The 17556-nt window shown below is 58.2% G+C and carries 13 protein-coding genes; 6 read left to right on the top strand and 7 right to left on the bottom strand.

The annotated features are described in order from the left end of the window. Positions 1 to 21 precede the first annotated feature (21 nt). Positions 22 to 384: a hypothetical protein gene (locus IGS16_RS04965; protein ID WP_068512037.1), complete on the top strand. Its 363-nt coding sequence runs from the start codon at positions 22 to 24 to the stop codon at positions 382 to 384. 77 nt (positions 385 to 461) lie between these two features. On the opposite strand, the gene IGS16_RS04960 is transcribed toward IGS16_RS04965, so the two are convergent. Beyond that, positions 462 to 1307, bottom strand: coding sequence for a metal ABC transporter permease (locus tag IGS16_RS04960; RefSeq protein WP_297083842.1), 846 nt, complete (start codon positions 1305 to 1307; stop codon positions 462 to 464). 4 nt (positions 1308 to 1311) lie between these two features. Then, complete coding sequence (locus IGS16_RS04955) at positions 1312 to 2076, bottom strand: metal ABC transporter ATP-binding protein (RefSeq protein ID WP_297083840.1); 765 nt, start codon at positions 2074 to 2076, stop codon at positions 1312 to 1314. A 458-nt stretch (positions 2077 to 2534) separates the two neighbouring features. On the opposite strand from IGS16_RS04955, the gene IGS16_RS04950 reads away from it, so the two are divergent. From IGS16_RS04950 to IGS16_RS04940, 3 genes are all read left to right on the top strand, one after another. Further along, positions 2535 to 4403 (top strand): AMIN domain-containing protein, encoded by a 1869-nt coding sequence (locus tag IGS16_RS04950; RefSeq protein WP_297083838.1) that lies wholly within the window; start codon positions 2535 to 2537, stop codon positions 4401 to 4403. A gap of 139 nt (positions 4404 to 4542) precedes the next feature. Further along, a complete protein-coding gene (locus IGS16_RS04945; RefSeq protein WP_297083836.1) occupies positions 4543 to 6384 on the top strand; it encodes an N-acetylmuramoyl-L-alanine amidase in 1842 nt (613 codons plus the stop codon). Between the two features lie 84 nt (positions 6385 to 6468). Next, entirely contained in the window at positions 6469 to 7911 is a 1443-nt protein-coding gene (locus IGS16_RS04940) for an AAA family ATPase (protein WP_297083834.1), read from the top strand. 16 nt (positions 7912 to 7927) lie between these two features. Here IGS16_RS04940 and IGS16_RS04935 read toward each other — a convergent pair whose 3' ends face one another. Beyond that, entirely contained in the window at positions 7928 to 8503 is a 576-nt protein-coding gene (locus IGS16_RS04935) for a dihydrofolate reductase family protein (protein WP_297083832.1), read from the bottom strand. Positions 8504 to 8687: 184 nt separating this feature from the next. Here IGS16_RS04935 and pta point away from each other — a divergent pair, with 184 nt between their 5' ends. Then, positions 8688 to 10823: a phosphate acetyltransferase gene (gene pta / locus IGS16_RS04930; protein ID WP_367185729.1), complete on the top strand. Its 2136-nt coding sequence runs from the start codon at positions 8688 to 8690 to the stop codon at positions 10821 to 10823. A gap of 19 nt (positions 10824 to 10842) precedes the next feature. On the opposite strand, the gene IGS16_RS04925 is transcribed toward pta, so the two are convergent. Beyond that, complete coding sequence (locus tag IGS16_RS04925) at positions 10843 to 12003, bottom strand: MFS transporter (RefSeq protein WP_297083828.1); 1161 nt, start codon at positions 12001 to 12003, stop codon at positions 10843 to 10845. A 153-nt stretch (positions 12004 to 12156) separates the two neighbouring features. On the opposite strand from IGS16_RS04925, the gene IGS16_RS04920 reads away from it, so the two are divergent. Beyond that, positions 12157 to 12693 carry a Chromate resistance protein ChrB gene (locus IGS16_RS04920; protein WP_297083826.1) on the top strand — a complete coding sequence of 179 codons (537 nt, stop codon included), beginning with the start codon at positions 12157 to 12159 and terminating at the stop codon, positions 12691 to 12693. Between the two features lie 32 nt (positions 12694 to 12725). Here IGS16_RS04920 and IGS16_RS04915 read toward each other — a convergent pair whose 3' ends face one another. From IGS16_RS04915 to IGS16_RS04905, 3 genes are all read right to left on the bottom strand, one after another. Further along, positions 12726 to 14498 (bottom strand): putative 2-aminoethylphosphonate ABC transporter permease subunit, encoded by a 1773-nt coding sequence (locus IGS16_RS04915; RefSeq protein ID WP_297083824.1) that lies wholly within the window; start codon positions 14496 to 14498, stop codon positions 12726 to 12728. Between the two features lie 3 nt (positions 14499 to 14501). Continuing rightward, positions 14502 to 15704: a putative 2-aminoethylphosphonate ABC transporter ATP-binding protein gene (locus IGS16_RS04910; RefSeq protein WP_297083822.1), complete on the bottom strand. Its 1203-nt coding sequence runs from the start codon at positions 15702 to 15704 to the stop codon at positions 14502 to 14504. 267 nt (positions 15705 to 15971) lie between these two features. After that, entirely contained in the window at positions 15972 to 17042 is a 1071-nt protein-coding gene (locus IGS16_RS04905) for a putative 2-aminoethylphosphonate ABC transporter substrate-binding protein (RefSeq protein WP_297083821.1), read from the bottom strand. Between the last annotated feature and the right edge of the window lie 514 nt (positions 17043 to 17556).

The raw sequence follows: 17556 nt of genomic DNA, 5'->3' as shown, positions 1-17556 counted from the left end.
CTGAGACGGACAAAGCCTGAGATGAACAGCGAAGCCTACAACGAAATATTGGATATTTGTGAGGAACTGACGTATCGGGAAAAGTTCCGGCTGGCCCAGCATCTCATTCAGCTAGCACGAAAAGAAGAGGAAGAAGCACATCCCGATCAAAAAGAATCCCGGGCCCACGACCCAGAAACGATCCAGTACGTTGCAGAACGACTGCTTAAGTCAAAGCCGACCAAGAAGACCACATTGCTGAACTCGATTGGGGCGATGTTTCAGTTCCAGGGGGGCATCTCCGAGGTGGATAAGGAACTGATTGTCTATGAGCTTCAAAAGAAGCGATATATCTCAATCGATCGAGAGGGTCGCGTGTCCTACAGGACTTCTTTTTTTGAGTGACGTTGCATAACGTGTCGGGTGGACTGAACCATCTGCGGGCTGCGGGTCAAAGATTTAGCTGCCAAACAAGGGGCTGGTCAGGCGCGGACGGCGGTGGGCTGAAGCTGGGAGAAGGCGATCGCCCCCAAAAAGATTACCAACTGCGTCACGACGATGCTGGGCCCAGACGGCAGGTTAAACCAGGCCGATAGCCCAATGCCCACTAGGGCGCTGATGGCTCCCAGGGCGGCCGACAGCAGCACATACTGGGAGAAAGTGCGGCTCAGCAGTCGCGACGCGCAGGCAGGAATCACCACAAAGGCGCTCACCAACAGCGCCCCGATCGCCTTGATCGACACCCCGACGACGAGCGATAGCAGCACGATAAACGCCGTACGGTGAACCTCAACAGACACGCCACGGGCGATCGCCAGCGGTTCATTCAGCGTCATCAGCATTTGTGTCCGCAGCGACAGGCTGACGAATAGAACACAGATGCAAAGCAGAATGCCGCTCGTCCACAAGTCAGAATACTGAATAGCCAAGATGTCTCCAAACAGGAGATTGTTGAGGCCGCCTTTGTAGGAATCCACAAAACTGAGGATAATAACGGCGATCGCCAGTGATGAAGAATAGATAATGTTCAGCAGTGCGTCTGTCCAGAGGCGAGTGCGTTGCAGCAAGTAATTCACGCCCAACGCAAACAACACAGCCGACGGCAGCAACACAATCGACGGGCTAATGCCCATTAGCACGCCCAGGCTAATGCCCAGTAAGGTGGAATGCCCCAAGGCATCGCTAAAGAACGAAAGCTGTCTGAGGATGGTGAAACTGCCTAACATGCCGCCCATCAGCCCCGTCAGCACGCCACCCATCAGCGCCCGCTGCATAAACGGGAACTGAAATAGCTCAATCACGCGAATCAAATCAGCTTGAAGAGACATGGCACTAATGCATGTGTCGATATTGCACAAACTCTGAGCCGTAGGCAGCAGCCAAGTTGTCGGGAGCGAGCGCAACTTCAGGAACGCCTTGGCACAGCAGACGACGATTCAGGCAAAGCACGCGATCGCAGTGTCGGCGCACCATTTCCAGGTCGTGGGAAATTTGCAAAATCGCCCAGCCCTGCTCTTGTTTGAGCTGGTTGAGCAAACGATAGAACTCTGACTCGCCGCGCACGTCCAGCCCCGCCGGTGCCTCATCGAGGATCAGCAGCCGCCGGGGACGCACCAGGCAATAGGCCAGCAGCACGCGCTTCGTTTCGCCGTCTGAGAGGCCGCTGATGGGCTGATGGCGCAGATGGCTTGCGCCGACTCGCTCCAGCGCATCCAGCACAGCCCGATGGCGATCGCCCCCACCTGCCCACGGCCACTGCATTCCCAGCGCATCCCAGCCCAACCCCACCAGTTCACTCACGGTCATCGGGATGCGTCGGTCAAACAGCAGATTTTGCGGCAGGTAGGCAATTCGTCGCCGCACGCTCATAGGCAACTTGCCCGACGGACTGAGCAGATGCCCCAAACACCGCACCTGCCCAGCCTGACGCGGCAAAATCCCCAAAATCGCCTGAACCAGCGTGCTTTTACCTGCACCGTTTGGGCCGACGATCGCCGTGTCGGTGCCCGCCTCCAGCACAAAGGACACCTCCTGCACCGCCGCATAGGATTCTCGATACACCGTTAGCCGCTCCACGGCCAACACAACCTCTTGCAATTCACACCTCCTGATGGAGCGCTGATTCAACCGATTCAATCTCGGTTTTGCCCAGTCAATCTGGGGCGAAGCCGATTTGAGAATGGTTATCATTCTGAACCATCTTACTAGGCGATTGGGGCTTGCTGCCACGGGCGATCGGGTGAAATACGATTTGTCTAGGTTCCTGAACTTTGGCTCTTCCGGGTCGTCTATGTCGTCTATAAAGAAAGTCGTCTATAAAGCTGTACAAAGTTGCACAAAGTTGCACGAAGCAGTGCATTTTCCTCCAAAATCATCTCCATCGAGGCGCAACCGAAAAAAAGTTGAGAAATTGGCGCAGGTTCATTAGACTTGACACCAGACCAAGCGGTTAAAATCTTCGTAAGCCGCTACACGCAGCGTTTGAGTCTGTTTCAGGGAAGTTGGGTTATGCTTTGGGCTGCGCGGCGGGTTAGGCCAGTCAGGTTTTAGGGATTATGCAACAGGCAACACGGCGGAATGGCAAGCGGAACGGAAGGCGGAACCAAAGTCTGAATGAGCGGTTGAGCAGCACTCGACTGCGGCGATGGGGGGCAAGTTTAGGACTGGCGGCGATGGCGGCAAACCCTTCCATGATTAGCCTGGGGGCGATCGCCACCCTCCTCTCCACAACCGCCGCGCCCGTCCAGGCCTCCACCCTGACCCAGTGGCAGTTTGACCCCGCCAGCACGCAGCTAGAGGTGACGGTGCCCGCAGGCGTAACGCCACGCACGTTTTTGCTGGCGCAGCCGACGCGAATTGTCATGGATCTGCCCAACACCGATGTGGGCGCAGTGTCGGCTGGGCAAGTCTATGGCGGCGCAGTGCGGCAGGTGCGCGTGAGTCAGTTTCAGCCCGGGCTAACGCGAATTGTGATGGAACTGTCGCCCGATGCCACCCTTGCGCCAGAGCAGGTGCAGCTTCAGCAGGTGGGCCCTGCGTCCAGCGGACAGAGCCGCTGGGTGCTGCGTCCGGTGCTGGTGGGGGCGACGACCACTGCAACTCAGCCCGTTGCGCCGTCTATCCCGCCTGCGGAACCGTTCGGACTTCCTGCCGCGCCGCCCGTTGCGCCAGTCGTGCCCCAGCCTGCGGCTCTGCCTGAATCTGTTCAGCCACAAGTTTCCCAGCCGCAAGCTTTCCCGCCTGCATCAGCCCTTCCCCAGCCCGCGCCGCCGCCTGTCATTGCCACAACGCCGTCCCAGTCCTCTCCGATTCCGCCTGAGCTATCGGGCAGCAATACCACCGTGCGAATTCGTCGCAACGAGCTACCAGTTGAAACGCCGTTGCCAAGCGCCCCGCCTGTGCCCGTTGAGATTCCGCCCGCAGCCCCAGCGACAGCACCACCCGCCAGTTCACCCGCTGCGGCGCTGCAAACCATGCCAGCAACACTGCAAACCACGCCACCAGGGGCGACTGCGCCCAGCGCGGTTTCGATTCCCACGCCGCCTAGCAGCAGTGCTTCTGGCGCATGGCAGATTCCCGCAACCTTGCCGCCCTCCGCGCCAGACGGGCGGCCGGTCACGGTGACGATTCCGCCCCTAGATGCGGCTCCTGCGGCGGTTCCCAGTGCGGTTCCCAGTGCAGTTCCCAGTGCGGCTCCTGCGGCGGCTCCAATTTTGCCCGATCCGCTGCCGCCGATTGCGCCTGCGCCAGTTGCGTCTACGCCCGAACCCATTGTTCCGATTGAGGTGAATCGTGCGCCTGCCTCGCCCAGTCCATCGCTTCCCGTGCTGCAACCTGCGCCGGGTGTGGTGAATGAAGGCGTTTCGAGTCGCCCGTCGAGCGCCAGTCGCCTGCCTGCTGCGTCGGTCGCCGCGACACCATTTAACCCGAACGTGCTGCTGCCATCGGGAACGTCGATGATTGCGCGGTATCCCGGCCGCGTACCGCTGACGCTGAGTGGCGATCGCCCCTGGCAAGAAGTTCTTGTATTAACAGAACCCGTGCGCGACTACAGCGGGCGCGTGGTGTTTCCACGGGACAGCCAGCTTTTAGGACGGTTTGAAACAAACCGCGAGGGCAGTCGCTTTGTGGTGCAGGCAATCAGCGTGAACGGGCGTAACCAGCGCCTTGAGGGGCGGTCGGATCGACTGTCGGGCGATCGCCGCATCTCCGAAGAAGACATTCTGCGGAATTCCGCCATTGGTGCAGGTGGGGCGCTGCTGCTGGGCCTGCTGACAGGCGGCATTGGGCTGGTGGGGCTGGCCCTGGGGGCGGGGGCTGGAGCGGCGACGACCTTGATCACTGCCCCCCAGCCTGCCACGATTCTGCCGAACCAGATTATCGAAGTTCGTCTAACGCAGGATGTGCCACGCGACTTCTTTTAGGCGTGAAAGCAGAAGTAAAAGCAATTCAGCCATTTTGGGAGCGATCGCCCGCTGCCGCAGCGCTGCCCGATGCAGATTGAGCCTGGGTTGCAGAGCTGGATTGCGAAGCTGGATTGCAGAGATTGAACCTGGGTAGATTATGAACTGGATCAAACACGGGCTGGGGCTGTCGCTGGTGGGCACGGTGGGGATGGTGAGCATGGCGGCGATCGCCCGTGCCGAGCAGCCCCTGGGCGTGGTCTATCCCGACGACGGCCACGAAACCACCGCCAGCCGCATTTTTCTGATCGGCACGGCGGCTCCCGGCGGCGAGGTGACGGTCAACGGGCAGCCCATCGAGCGCAGTCCAGCCGGCCACTTTGCCCCCAGTTTTCCGCTAGAACTGGGCGAAAACGTCTTCACGCTGCGGCGCGATGGCGAGACGCTGGTGATTCGCGTGGTGCGCGTGGCGGCAGGGGCGGCGGCTCCGGTGGGCGCTAGTTTTGCCGAGGGGTCGCTGTGGCCGGCAGTGGACGTGGCGCGACAGCCGGGAGAAACGGTCTGCTTTGGGGCGATCGCCCCGCCCAATGCCACTGTTTCCGTCAGCCTTGCGGGGCAGACCCTTCCCCTCGCGCCCCAGCCCAGCGCCGTGGATTTGCCGCCCAACTCCGCCGTGCTGACGGACTTGAACCAGCCCGCGGTGGTGGAGGCGGCCCAGCGCTACCAGGGCTGCTTGCCGCTGAGCCAGCCGATCCTTACCTACGGCAACGCGATTTCCACCGGGGCTGTGCTGCCGAACCCGACTCAGACCGTCATGCTGGGACAGCCAGACTATCAACTCCAGCTTCGCGGCGAAACGGTGCGCCAGACGGCTCCCGGCAGCGTGTCGCTGTTGCCGCTGCTAAACCCGCCTGTGGTGCAGGTGGTCGCTGCATCGGGAACCGCCCGCACTGGCCCCAGCACCGACTATTCCCGCCTCACGCCCTTGCCCCAGGGCACACGGGATGTGGTGACGGGGCGCGAGGGCGGCTGGCTGCGGCTGGGCTATGGCGCGTGGATTCGCGAGTCTGAGACGCAGCCCGTGCCCAATGCCGCGCCGCCCCAAACGCTGATTCGCGGCGTTCGCTCTCGCCCCGCGGGGGAATGGACGGAAATCGTGTTTCCGCTGCAAGCACCCGTGCCCGTGTCGCTGCATCAGGGCGATCGCACTCTCTCCCTAACCCTGCACCACACCGTCGCCCAAACCGACACAATCTTCGTGCCGCGCAATCGCCTGATTCAGCGCTTCGACTGGCAGCAAATTTCCCCAACCCAGGTGCAATACACCGTGCAGCTTAACTCGCGCCACCAGTGGGGCTATAAGCTACGCTACGAGGGCACTAGCCTGGTGCTGTCGCTGCGAAACCCGCCAGTGCTGTCGTCATCGCGGCGGCAACCGCTGACGGGACTGCGGATTTTTCTCGACCCCGGCCACGGCGGCCCGGATGACCTCGGCGCTCGCGGCCCCACGGGCTATCCCGAAAAAGACGTGGCGCTGATTGTGTCCAAACTGCTGCGCGATCGCCTGCAAGCCAAAGGCGCAACGGTGATCATGAGCCGCACCGAAGACATCGACCTCGGCCCCAACGAACGCGCCGCCATGATCGTGGAGCAAGAGCCGCACCTCGCCCTCAGCATTCACTACAACGCTCTGCCCGACGATGGCGATGCGATCAACACCGCAGGCATCGGCACGTTCTGGTATCAAAACCAGGCGCAAGACCTGGCGGAATTTCTGCATGATTATCTGGTGGAAACGCGCGATCGCCCCTCCTACGGCGTGTTTTGGAACAATCTCGCCCTGACGCGCCCTGCCGTCGCGCCGTCTGTCCTTCTAGAACTCGGCTTTATGATCAATCCCTTTGAATTCGAGTGGATTGTCGATTCCCAAGAGCAGGCGCGGCTGGCCGATGCCCTGGCCGACGGCATCGAAGCCTGGTTGCAGCGGGCGGTCAGCGAGTAGCTGGGGCGGGCTGCCCTGTGCCAAGATAGGTTGGGCGACGAACGTAGGGTCGGGCTTTGTAGCGATTTTTGATGGCAATTTCTTATGGCAATTTCAGAGGAGTTTCATCGGCGCTGGTGTGCATTGCTGGAGCGCGTCGATGACTGCAAATCTGAAAAAGCCCTGGAAACCGAAGTCCTCTTGCCCATGCTGGAACTGCTGGGCTATCGGCCGCAGGATATTCTTCAGCAGGTTCCATTTGGCAAAAAGCGAGTTGACTTTTTGCTCAGAGCGCAGCAGTCTGCTCCCTACTGCCACTATCTAATCATCGAAGCCAAATCTCCCAAACAGTCAATCGCCCACAATAGTTGGCAACTGCGGGATTATCTGCTCGCTTCGGGCAGCATTTTGGGACTGTTGACCAACGGCAAGCAATTTCGCCTGCTTTACAACGATGGCGAGACGGTTCACTCGCTCTGGAACTACAGCCGCGACTACCTGTATCAAAGCTATCGGGTGTTGGGGTCGCTGCTGTGGAAGCGAAATTGCGATCGCGTCATGGAGGTCTTTGGCAGCAGCCACCGCAAAATTCACGAACAGCTTGTGCGGGCGATCGCCCAACTATCGCACGACCCCCAGGTTCTCTCAGTTCTGCCAATACAGCCCGATTTATCTCCCCTCACTGCACCCCGAAACGCTATGATCATCACCGTTTTTAACAACAAAGGTGGCGTGGGCAAAACCACCCTAACGATTAACCTAGCTGCGGCCCTGGCGCAAAGGGGCAAGCGGGTGCTGCTGATCGACATCGACGCACAGGCAAACCTGACGACGGGTCTGGGAATCGACCCGCTAGAAGATATAGAAAAAGTCGGGCGAAAAGACATTACCCATCTGCTGACTGAACCCCGGCTGGTGCTAGACGACGTAATTGTGAAAAAGCGCTGGGGCAGTGTGGTTTTAGACGTGGTGCCTTCCCATATTCGCCTCAGCAATATGGAGAATCAACTGATTCAGATTGTGGACAGCGATCGCATTCTGGCCAAAAAGCTCAAAAGCCAGGACTATGACTTTGTGTTTATCGACCCGCCGCCCTCCTTTGGCAAGGTAAACCGCATTTCTCTGATGGCCTCTGGGGGTGTGCTAGTGCCGACTCAGCTTTCGCCCTATCCCATCCGGGCGCTGGAATTTGTCCTGGGACAGGTCGAAGAAGTCGGGCAGTTTCGCGAAACGCCGCTGCCCATCGTGGGTATTGCAGTCAGTATGCACGATCGCACTTCGCGGGCCTTTAACCTGTCGATGGTTGAAGAGTTGTACGGACGCTTAAATAAGCTGCCTGGGGGCAATCAGGTGCAACTGTTTTCTGAGGCAACCTGGGTGCCCCGCCTCAACATCGTGTCCAAGTCTCAGAGTGAGGGCTGTCCGCTGTTTGCGATTGATTCTCTGGATGGACTCAGCGCCCAAGACCGCACCGCTGCCGAGAATGCGCTTGCGTCCTTTGAGTCGCTGGCTCAAGAACTCCTGCAAAAGGTCGAAGCGGCGGCATAGGCCGAGCCAGACCAGACTAGACGGCATCGACGCTTCGCTGCACTGCATAGCGCAGTTCGGCAAAGGCCGTGCCATAGGTTGTTGCAGACACCAGCTTGAGGGGCGGCGTGGTAATTTGGCGCGGCAGCAGGGGCGCACCGCTGCCCAGCGTTACCGAGGCAATGGTCACGATAATTTCATCCAATAGCCCGTGGTCATAAAACTGCCCTGCCAGGTCGCCGCCGCCTACTACCCAGATGTTTTTGTCCTGGGCGATCGCCCGCATTTCCTCATACACCGGACGCACGTCGCCTTTCACAAAGCGAATATCCGCACCCGGAATCGCGGGCAGCGTGCGCGTGGTAAACACCCAAGCGGGCTGCGTGTAGCTCCAGGCGGGCTGCGCTGGGTCAGCGTTGGGATTGTCGGGGCTATCGTGGTTGAGAATCCACTCATAGGTGGTGGCGCCCAGGGCGATCGCCCCCACTTCTTGAATAAAGCTGGGATAGCTGCCGTCTTCTGGGTCGCCAAACTGAAACAGCCACTCCAAAGAATGGTTGGCATCGGCAATGTAGCCATCCAGGCTAGTTGCGGTGTAATACTGCGTTTTCATTGAGAACTCCTGACATTCCTGATCGAGACAAGCTGGGTGCGCCGTGCGTCGTGTCCAGGATTACCAAATCTTCTGGAAGCGCCTGCGTAGAATGTGGAGCAATCGCATTGGGCTTCGGCGGCCGAGGAAACCAGGCTAAGGTTGAATGCGAGATTCGCTGGCGATCGCCCCCGCTCAAAATCTTATGCTTAAAAATCTCTACATTGCCGCAATCGAACCGGGCAACGGCAAGTCGCTGGTGCTGCTGGGGTTGATGGAACTGCTGTCGAAACGGGTGGGGCGGCTGGGCTTCTTTCGTCCGGTAATCCATGCGGGCGACGCGCCGGACAACGATATTGACCTGGTGCGGAGTCGTTATGCCATTGCCGCGCCCTACGACTCGCAATATGCCCTCACCCATGAGGAGGCACAGGCGCTGTTAGCCACTGGCCGTACCGATACACTGCTGAAACGGGTTGTAGAGGCTTACAAAACACTGGAGGCACAGTGCGATTTCGTGGTGTGCGAAGGGGTGGACGCGACGGAAATCGGGTCTGCCTTTGTGGATGATTTTGACGCGCAGGTGGCAAATTTGCTAGCGGCCCCGATCGCCCTGGTGTCGAGCGGCGAGGGCAAGTCGCTGGAGGAACTGATCAGCGCGGTGCGGACGGAGCGGGAGGCGTTTCTCAACTACGGCTGCGCGATCGCCGCTACGTTCATCAACCGGATCGCGCCAGAAATGCGCGAGGAACTGGGCGATCGCCTCCAGGCTGCATGGCAAACCGACGACCCCGTGTTCCTGTTGCCAGAGGAGCCGCGCATTACCAGGCCCACGGTTGCCGAAGTAATGCACACGCTGGGCGGCGTGCTGGTCATGGGCGACGACAGCCAGCTCAACCGCGACGTGCTGAGCTATAAGGTGGCAGCAATGCAGTTGCCCAATTTTTTGACGCACCTCCAGGAAGGGGCGCTGGTGATTGCACCGGGCGATCGCGCAGACATCGTGCTGGGCTGTCTGACGACCATGTTTGCCGAAGACTATCCCAAAATTTCCGGCATCGCGCTGACGGGCGGGCTGGAACTAGCTCCGTCGGTGCGGGCGCTGCTAGACAGTTTTCGGCGATCGCCCCTGCCCATCTTCGCCGTCGCCACCGACACCTACGAAACCGCCACCCGCGCCAGCCAGGTTCGCGCCCAGCTCAACCCATTCAACGAGCGCAAAATCGCTGCCGCCCTGGGGCTGTTTGAATCGTCGGTGGATTTGTCCAGGCTGGAGGCCCGTATTGAGGTGGCCCGCTCGACGCGCATGACCCCGCTGATGTTTGAATATGAACTGATCCAGCAGGCAAAGACAATGCGCCAGCGGATCGTGCTGCCAGAGGGAACGGACGAGCGCATCCTGCGGGCCAGCGAAATCTTGCTGCAACGCAATGTGGTAGACGTGACGCTGCTGGGCAACCGGGGACAGATCCAGGAGGCGATCGCCGCCCTGGGGCTTCATCTCGACGACGCAACGCTGATCGACCCGCTGGAATCCGACTGGCAGGAAGACTTTGCCCAGACTTACTACGACCTGCGGAAGCACAAGGGCATTACGCTGGAGTTTGCCCACGACCTGATGCGCGATGTTAGCTACTTTGGCACGATGATGGTCTATAAGGGACTGGCGGATGGCATGGTGTCGGGGGCGCTGCACACCACCGCCCACACGATCCGTCCCGCACTGGAGTTTATCCGCACGCAGCCCGGTTGCTCCATCGTCTCCAGCGTGTTTCTCATGTGTTTGGAAGACCGCGTGCTGGTCTACGGCGACTGCGCCGTGAATCCCAACCCTAACCCGCAGCAGTTGGCCGACATTGCCATTAGCTCGGCGGAAACCGCTGCTCTGTTTGGCATCGAGCCGCTGGTGGCGATGCTGTCCTATTCCACGGGCGACTCCGGCAAAGGTGAAGACGTGGACAAGGTGCGCGAGGCGGTTCGCATTGCCCAGAGCCAGCGTCCCGATTTGCAAATCGAAGGGCCGATTCAATACGACGCGGCGGTGGATGCCAGCGTCGCCAAAACCAAGCTGCCCGATAGCAAGGTCGCAGGCCATGCCACGGTGTTTATCTTCCCCGACTTAAACACGGGCAACAATACGTACAAGGCCGTGCAGCGCTCTGCCAACGCCGTCGCCATCGGTCCCATCCTCCAGGGCTTGCGAAAACCCGTCAACGACCTCAGCCGGGGCTGCACCGTGCCCGATATCGTCAACACCGTTGCCATCACCGCAATTCAGGCGCAGCGCGTGCAGGCCGCTGCTGGCAGTGTAGAGCCGGAAAGAGTAGGTGCTAGTGCGTGAACCAAGTACGGTGGCAGCGTCAGGACGGACGCGCACCCCTGGCGACGAAAAACAGAACCGGCAGCGATAGGGCTTGGATCAGCACCGAAAAAATCACCAGGGCGGGCCGCGAAAAATCGTAGAGCGTACCCATCAGGGCGCTGCCTGCAAACCATGCCAGCCCATAGCCTGTGTTGAAAATGCCGAAGGCCGAGCCGCGTCGCTGGGGCGGGACAATACCCGCAACCGCCGCCTTCATGATGGATTCCTGTGCGCCCATGCCAATGCCCCACAGCACCATGCCCCAGATTGCCGTCTGGAAGCTGCCCAAAAAGACCAGCGGCGCGAACAGCAGCGACAGGGCGATCGCCAGCATCAGGCTGCCCAGCCCCACCCGGTCAAACCAGCGCCCAAACAGCAGCGCGGCGATCGCATCCACGCCCATCGCCAGCGCATAGAGCAGCGGAATCTGGCTGGTAGATTCCACACCCGTCCGTTGCAGATGGAAGGCAATCAGCGGAAAGTCGGCATAGCCCGCCGCAACCAGGGCGATCGCCCCCAGATAAATCCAAAAGCGGCGCGGCAGCCCCTCCGTGTGCAAATCCGCCGGAGTCGGCGGCTCAAAGTCCCTCGGATTGGGATAAATCTGCTGCGTCACCAGCAGCACCAGCAGCCCCAACACTGCCGGAATCACCAGAATCGCAAAGCCGCCGCGATAGCCATACTGCCAGGTCAGCATTGCCGCCACCATCAGCGGCCCGCCCACAGCCCCAATTTGATCCATCGCCTCGTGCAGCCCAAAGCCAAATCCCCGCCCGATCTGCATTGCGCCGTGGGACAGCAGCACATCTCGCGGCGGCGTGCGGACGGCCTTGCCCGTGCGTTCGGCGATCATCAGTCCGGCGGCGGCGGGCCAGGTGGTGGTCAGCGACAGCAGCGGCACGACGGCCGTGTTGATGCAGTAGCCCAGCGTAGTGATGCGCCAATATTGTCGAGTGCGATCGCTCAAATAGCCAATGACCAGCCGAAACCCGTAGCCAATCAGTTCGCCCAGCCCTGCCACCCAACCCACCACCGCGCCGCTTGCGCCCAGGCTACCCAGATACGCACCCGTAATGCTCCGCGCCCCTTCATAAGTTGCATCCGCGCACAGACTCACCACCCCCAAACACACCACGAACCAAAGTGCAGAGTTTTTCATGCCAGAGAATTTGTAGTAAATAATCTTCCCAGAATTTCCAGGGGAGCAACCGCTTCTAAAGCATCATCAGGCAACAAGCGGGTTAAGCAACAAGTGTTGCATCAGAGTTTGACACGTCTCCAGGATAAATGCAACACCTGTTACAATAAGCCTATGTCTCGTCAATCTTGGAATCTGCTGATCTACCGGGTTCCCTCTCAGCCGTCCACGCAGAGGGTCTACGTCTGGCGAAAGTTAAAAGGATGGGGAGGCTTATATCTCCAGCAATCGGTTTGCGTGCTGCCCCAGCGTCAGAATTTGCAGAGACAGCTAGAGGCACTGACGATGGAAATTATTAACGGTGGGGGGGAGGCAGACCTGCTGACCGTCACAATTGAAGAAGATAAACAAAACTCAAGACTGATCGAGCGATTTCAGCAGCAGGCAGCGGCCGAGTATGAGGAATTTCTAGGGCGCTGCCAGGACTTTCACCAAGAGCTAGAGCGTGAGCGGCAAAAGAAGAATCTTACCTTTGCTGAACTCGATGAAAATGAAGCAGAGCTAAGCAAGCTGCGCTCATGGCTGCCCAAGATCCGCGAGCGAGACTTGTTTGATGCGGCTGGGTATGCGGCTGCGGTGGAGGCGCTAAAGCTCTGCGAGGAAGACTTTCAGCGATTCAGCCAGCAAGTTTACGAGGCTCAAGATTTGTAGCCTACTCTCGCCTGGGGTTATCTTGCCTGGAGTTATCTTGCCTGCGATCGCCAGGCTTGGGTTCGGGTTTGCAGGCCGCGTGTCAAAAACCAGTACAGCAGGCGCACGCCGATACTGGTGACCACGATGAGGGTAGACATGGCCGCAGCGGGCGCAATGTCTCCAGCATCATCCATGTTGACAATGGCTACGGCCGCCAGCGGCAGCGTCGGTGGATAGAGAAAAACGATGGCAGAAATCGTCACCATCGCGTTCACAAAAAAGTAAATGCCGATGTCTAAAATGGCTGGAACGCAGAGCGGCAGCGTGACGCGCCAAAAGGTTTTGTAAAACGGCACCCGCATCGAGGCAGATACCGACTCAAACTCTGGATCAATCTGCTTGAGGGCAGTGGTGGCCGTGAGAAAACAAACCGTGAAAAAGTGGATCACGTTGCACAGCACCAAAATGGCCATCGTGCCGTAGAGCCAGTTCAGCGGGTTTCTGAGCAGCAGCCCGCCAATATTCCAGGTGGGATTGTTGAAGAAGAATACGTAGGCCAGCCCCAGCACTAGTCCGGGCAGCGCCAAGGGAATGGTTGCCAGGAAATAATTGGCCAGCCGCAAGCCCTTGAGTCCTTTGCCCTTTTCGACGAGGTAGGCGATCGCAAAGACAGCAGCAGTCCCAAAAATCGCCGTATAGAGCGACATGCGAATGCTGTTCCAGTAGGCAGCGTAGCCCCCGCCTCCGACTGCGTTGAAGTTGTAGTGCCGCAGCGTTGGCTCAAAGTTGTAGGGCCAGACCTTGACGATCGAAGCCAGGACGATTGCCGCAAATACCAGCAGCACAAAGCAGGCGATCGCCCCACAAATCGCAAACATCAGCCAATCGAGGGCGGGCTTGGGCTTGGGCTGGTAGGGCACCGACTTGGCGCTGACCATTGCTGTCTGGCGGCGCTGCACGATGCGATCGAGGATAAACGCTAAAACCGTTGGCAACAACAGAAAAACGCTGATAGTTGCGCCCATCGAAAAATTTTGCTGGCCAATCACCTGCTTGTAGATGTCGGTGGCCAGCACGTTGAAGTTGCCGCCCACCACCTTGGGTACGCCGAAGTCGGTAAAGGCCAGGGTAAAACAGACAAAAATGGCGCTCATCAGCCCATACTTGACGCTGGGCAGCGTTACTGTCAAAAACGTCCGCAGCGGCGGCGTTCTCATCACGTCGGCGGCTTCATAAAGGCGGGCATCCGTCAGGCTGAGGGCGGTCGCCAGAATCACGACTGCCTGCGGGAAGCAGTAGAGCGCCTCGCCCAGAGTAATGCCAACGGGGCCGTAGAGTCCGATATCAAACGGCGGCAACAGCCCAAAGAATCCAGTCGTAAACAGGCCCTTATTACCAAACAGGTAAATTAGCCCAATCGCATGGGCCAGCGGCGGAATAAACAGCGGCAAAGTACCGAGAATGCGAAAGATCCCTTTGCCGCGCATAGCGGTGCGCGTCAGCGCGTAGGCGTAGAGGAATCCTAAAATGACGGATAAGAGCGTGCTGGCGATCGCCACCGAGATTGTATTTGTGAATGACACCAGCAGCGAGGGCGTGGTCAGGTAGCGAGCGTAGTTGGCCCAGCCCACCCAGTTGCCCTCAGCATCCTGAAAGCTCCGCTGGATCATCGGCACCAAGGGCAGCACCACGCCCGTAAGCAGAAATAATGTGGCGATCGCCAGCATCAGCCGCATGATCCAATCTTCGCGGGTGATGACGTGGCGCACCTGCAGCGGAAAGAGGCGATCGCCCAGAGACGAGGAAGCAGGAGAAGTCGTCATGGTTCAGGCTCCTACAGCTTCCTGGGCAAAGACTTGAATGCAGTCGGGCGGCAATTGTACCACCAGTGCTGCGCCCACCTGCAAATCCAGCCGTTCCGCCGCATCAGCGGGCAGTTCGCTGGTGATCAAATCCCTGGCATCACCCTCCAGTCGCATCCCAATTCGATAACCAGACCCCAGAAACTCCACTTCCGCTAGCTCCGCCGCAATTACATTCGGCAAGCTGCTGTCAAAGGCATCCTTTTGCGGCAGGATTTTTACATTCTCTGGACGAATCGCAATTTGCACTGGCGTATTCACGTCAAACTCATTGCGGGGTGCATCGAGCAAAAGATTGCCGCAGCGGACTTGCCCAGAGGGAGCTACCACGCCCTGCAAAAAGTTCATGACCCCGATGAAGTTCGCCACAAACGGGGTCGTTGGACGCTGATAGATGCTGTGGGGCGTGCCGACTTGGGCGATGTAGCCCTTGTCCATCACCACAGCGCGATCGGCCATGGCCAGAGCCTCTGCCTGGTCGTGCGTCACCATAATGGTGGTAATGCCCAAACGCTTTTGCAGTTGCGCGATCTCCGTCCGCAGCCGCACCCGTACCTGGGCATCCAGCGCCGACAGCGGCTCATCCAGCAGCAGCAGCCCAGGAGACAGGGCCAGCGCCCGCGCCAGCGCCACCCGCTGCTGTTGCCCGCCCGAAAGCTGGGCCGGATACTTGGTTCCAAATCCTGCTAAACCAACGGTTTCCAGCAACTCTGCAACGCGGGCATCGATTTGCGCTTTGGGCATCTTGGCGTTTTGCAGCCCGTAGGCAATATTCTGTGCTGCTGTCAGGTTGGGAAACAGCGCGTAGGATTGGAACACGATGCCAAAGTCTCGCTGGGCAGGCGGCAGGCTTGAAATATCTCGCCCCGCCTGGATCACGCGCCCGCTGGTCTGCTGCTCTAGCCCTGCAATAATCCGCAGCAGCGTAGTCTTTCCACAGCCGCTCGGCCCCAGCAAACAGACAAACTCGCCCGGATACACGTCCAGATAAATGTCTCGCAGCGCCACAAAGTTGCCGAAGCGCTTGTGGACATTCTCAATTTGCAAGTAAGGAGTCGCCAGAGCGCGATCGCCCTCAGTATGGGCAACAGGCATTCTTACGGACGCAGATGAACCGACTGGGGAAACTGGGCGAGTCATCGCAGGCTGATCAGGCGAGTAAGTCATGATTTTGAAAAATTCAGATAACGCTCAAAATAAAGCTCGAAAAAGTGCCAAATGGGGAAAAGAGGATGAACCGACTTGCAAGCCAACAAAACCGATTCATCCTCTGAGTGATCTCTGGACATTCTGTAGGAACTATAGGAATCAGTAGGAATCAGTGAGCGAATTCCTGGAGTTAATTCACTGAATTGCTTGCTGGGTGATAAGGGCGATCGCCCCACTCCAGCCCATGTCTCATTTTCATTCCTACCTTTGTTCAGACTCAGGTTCCTACTTAGGCTCCGATTTGCTGTCGTAGCGCTTTGTCCACTCAGCTAAGATCGCATCCCGATTCTTGGCGGCCCAGTTAAAGTCGTTCTTGATCAACTGTTTGGTCGGATCAGCTGGATACCCTTCAGGAATCGGCACATCCGTCTTCACCGCAGTCACCGGGAAATTCTTGGCATACTCCCGCATGATGTCTGGAGAAATCGCCCAGTCCAGGAAAACCTTCGCACCAGGCTTGATATTCGCCTTCTTCACCAGCGCATTCGCCTCAATGTCCCATCCCGATCCTTCGGTTGGAAACACGGCAGCAATCGGCTCCCCGTCATTTTTCTGCTTCACAGCCCGATAGTCAAAGGAAATGCCGATGGGATACTCGCCAGCGCCCGCCATCTTGCAGGGCTTGGAGCCAGAGTGGACATATTGAGCCACGTTCTGATGCAGCGCATCGAGATACTTCCAGCCCTGCTCTTCCCCCATCATTTGCAAAATAGCCGATACCGACAGGAAGCCCGTCCCCGAAGAGGCCGGGTTCGACATCACAATCATGCCCTTGTATTCCGGCTTGGTGAGATCCGCCCAGGAGGTCGGCACCGGCACGCCCTTTTGCTCCAGTTCCACCGTGTTGGCACAGAAGGCGCTCATCCAGGCATCAATCCCGACCCAAGTCGGCGGATTCCGGTCATCGCGAAACTGGGGCTGCACGGCTTCTAAGCCTGCTGGAGCATAGGGTTCCAGCATTCCCTGCTGATCGGCCACCAACAAGCTCGACACCGCCGTTCCCCACACGACATCAGCTTGGGGATTGTCTTTTTCGGCCAGCAGTTTAGCAGTGATAATTCCCGTAGAGTCGCGTACTTTATTCACTTTTATATTTGGATGAGACTTCTCAAACATGGGAATGTACTCCGCAAGCTGGTCATCCTCCAGCGCGGTATACACTGTGATCGTTTCCGAACCCCCAGTTGCAGTCGTTGAACCCGTCGAAACGCCCGTTCCAGGGTTTGTAGTCACAGGGCCGGAGGTGCAGGCAGCCACCACGATGGCCAACCCAAACGCTGCTATAAATCCAGCCAAAAAGCGTGACCCACGCTTCCCAATCCATTTCTCAAGCATTGTAATAATCCATTGTTGAATGTAACTGCCAAACTAAACTCAAAAGCGCCAGAACAGCCGGATTAGAATCGAAAATCAGAGCAAGTGAGAGTTCGTAAAAACATGGAAATTAGAGGTGCATAAAAACTCTATGCGCCAACCTCTTTCAGATATCTAGCAGGCATCTAGAACAAGCCTGTCGGCGGCTCAGTAAAATCTGAAATAGTAGAATGCAGACATATATGCTCTGACGGTACTATCGGCAATCTAAGAAGAGTTCAAGAAAAGATTAAGGCTGGATTATTTCATAATTCTCAAGATTTAAGCTCTGCTATCCTGTCAGAAATTTCGATATAGTGGCTACGGCTTGGGGAACTCGTCGTAGTTCAAGCTTGAGTCAGTTCGTGCTGTTTATGTTTGGTTATGTTTAATTTGTTCCAAGCCAGAGGTGTTGAAAGATAGCTCAACATACAAAAAATGGGGGCAGAATGTAGTA

It is taken from the genome of Thermoleptolyngbya sp. C42_A2020_037 (assembly GCF_015272455.1).
GTDB lineage: Bacteria > Cyanobacteriota > Cyanobacteriia > Elainellales > Elainellaceae > Thermoleptolyngbya.
The sequence above is the reverse complement of the archived record's forward strand: the minus strand, read 5'-3'. Positions and strand labels throughout refer to the sequence as shown.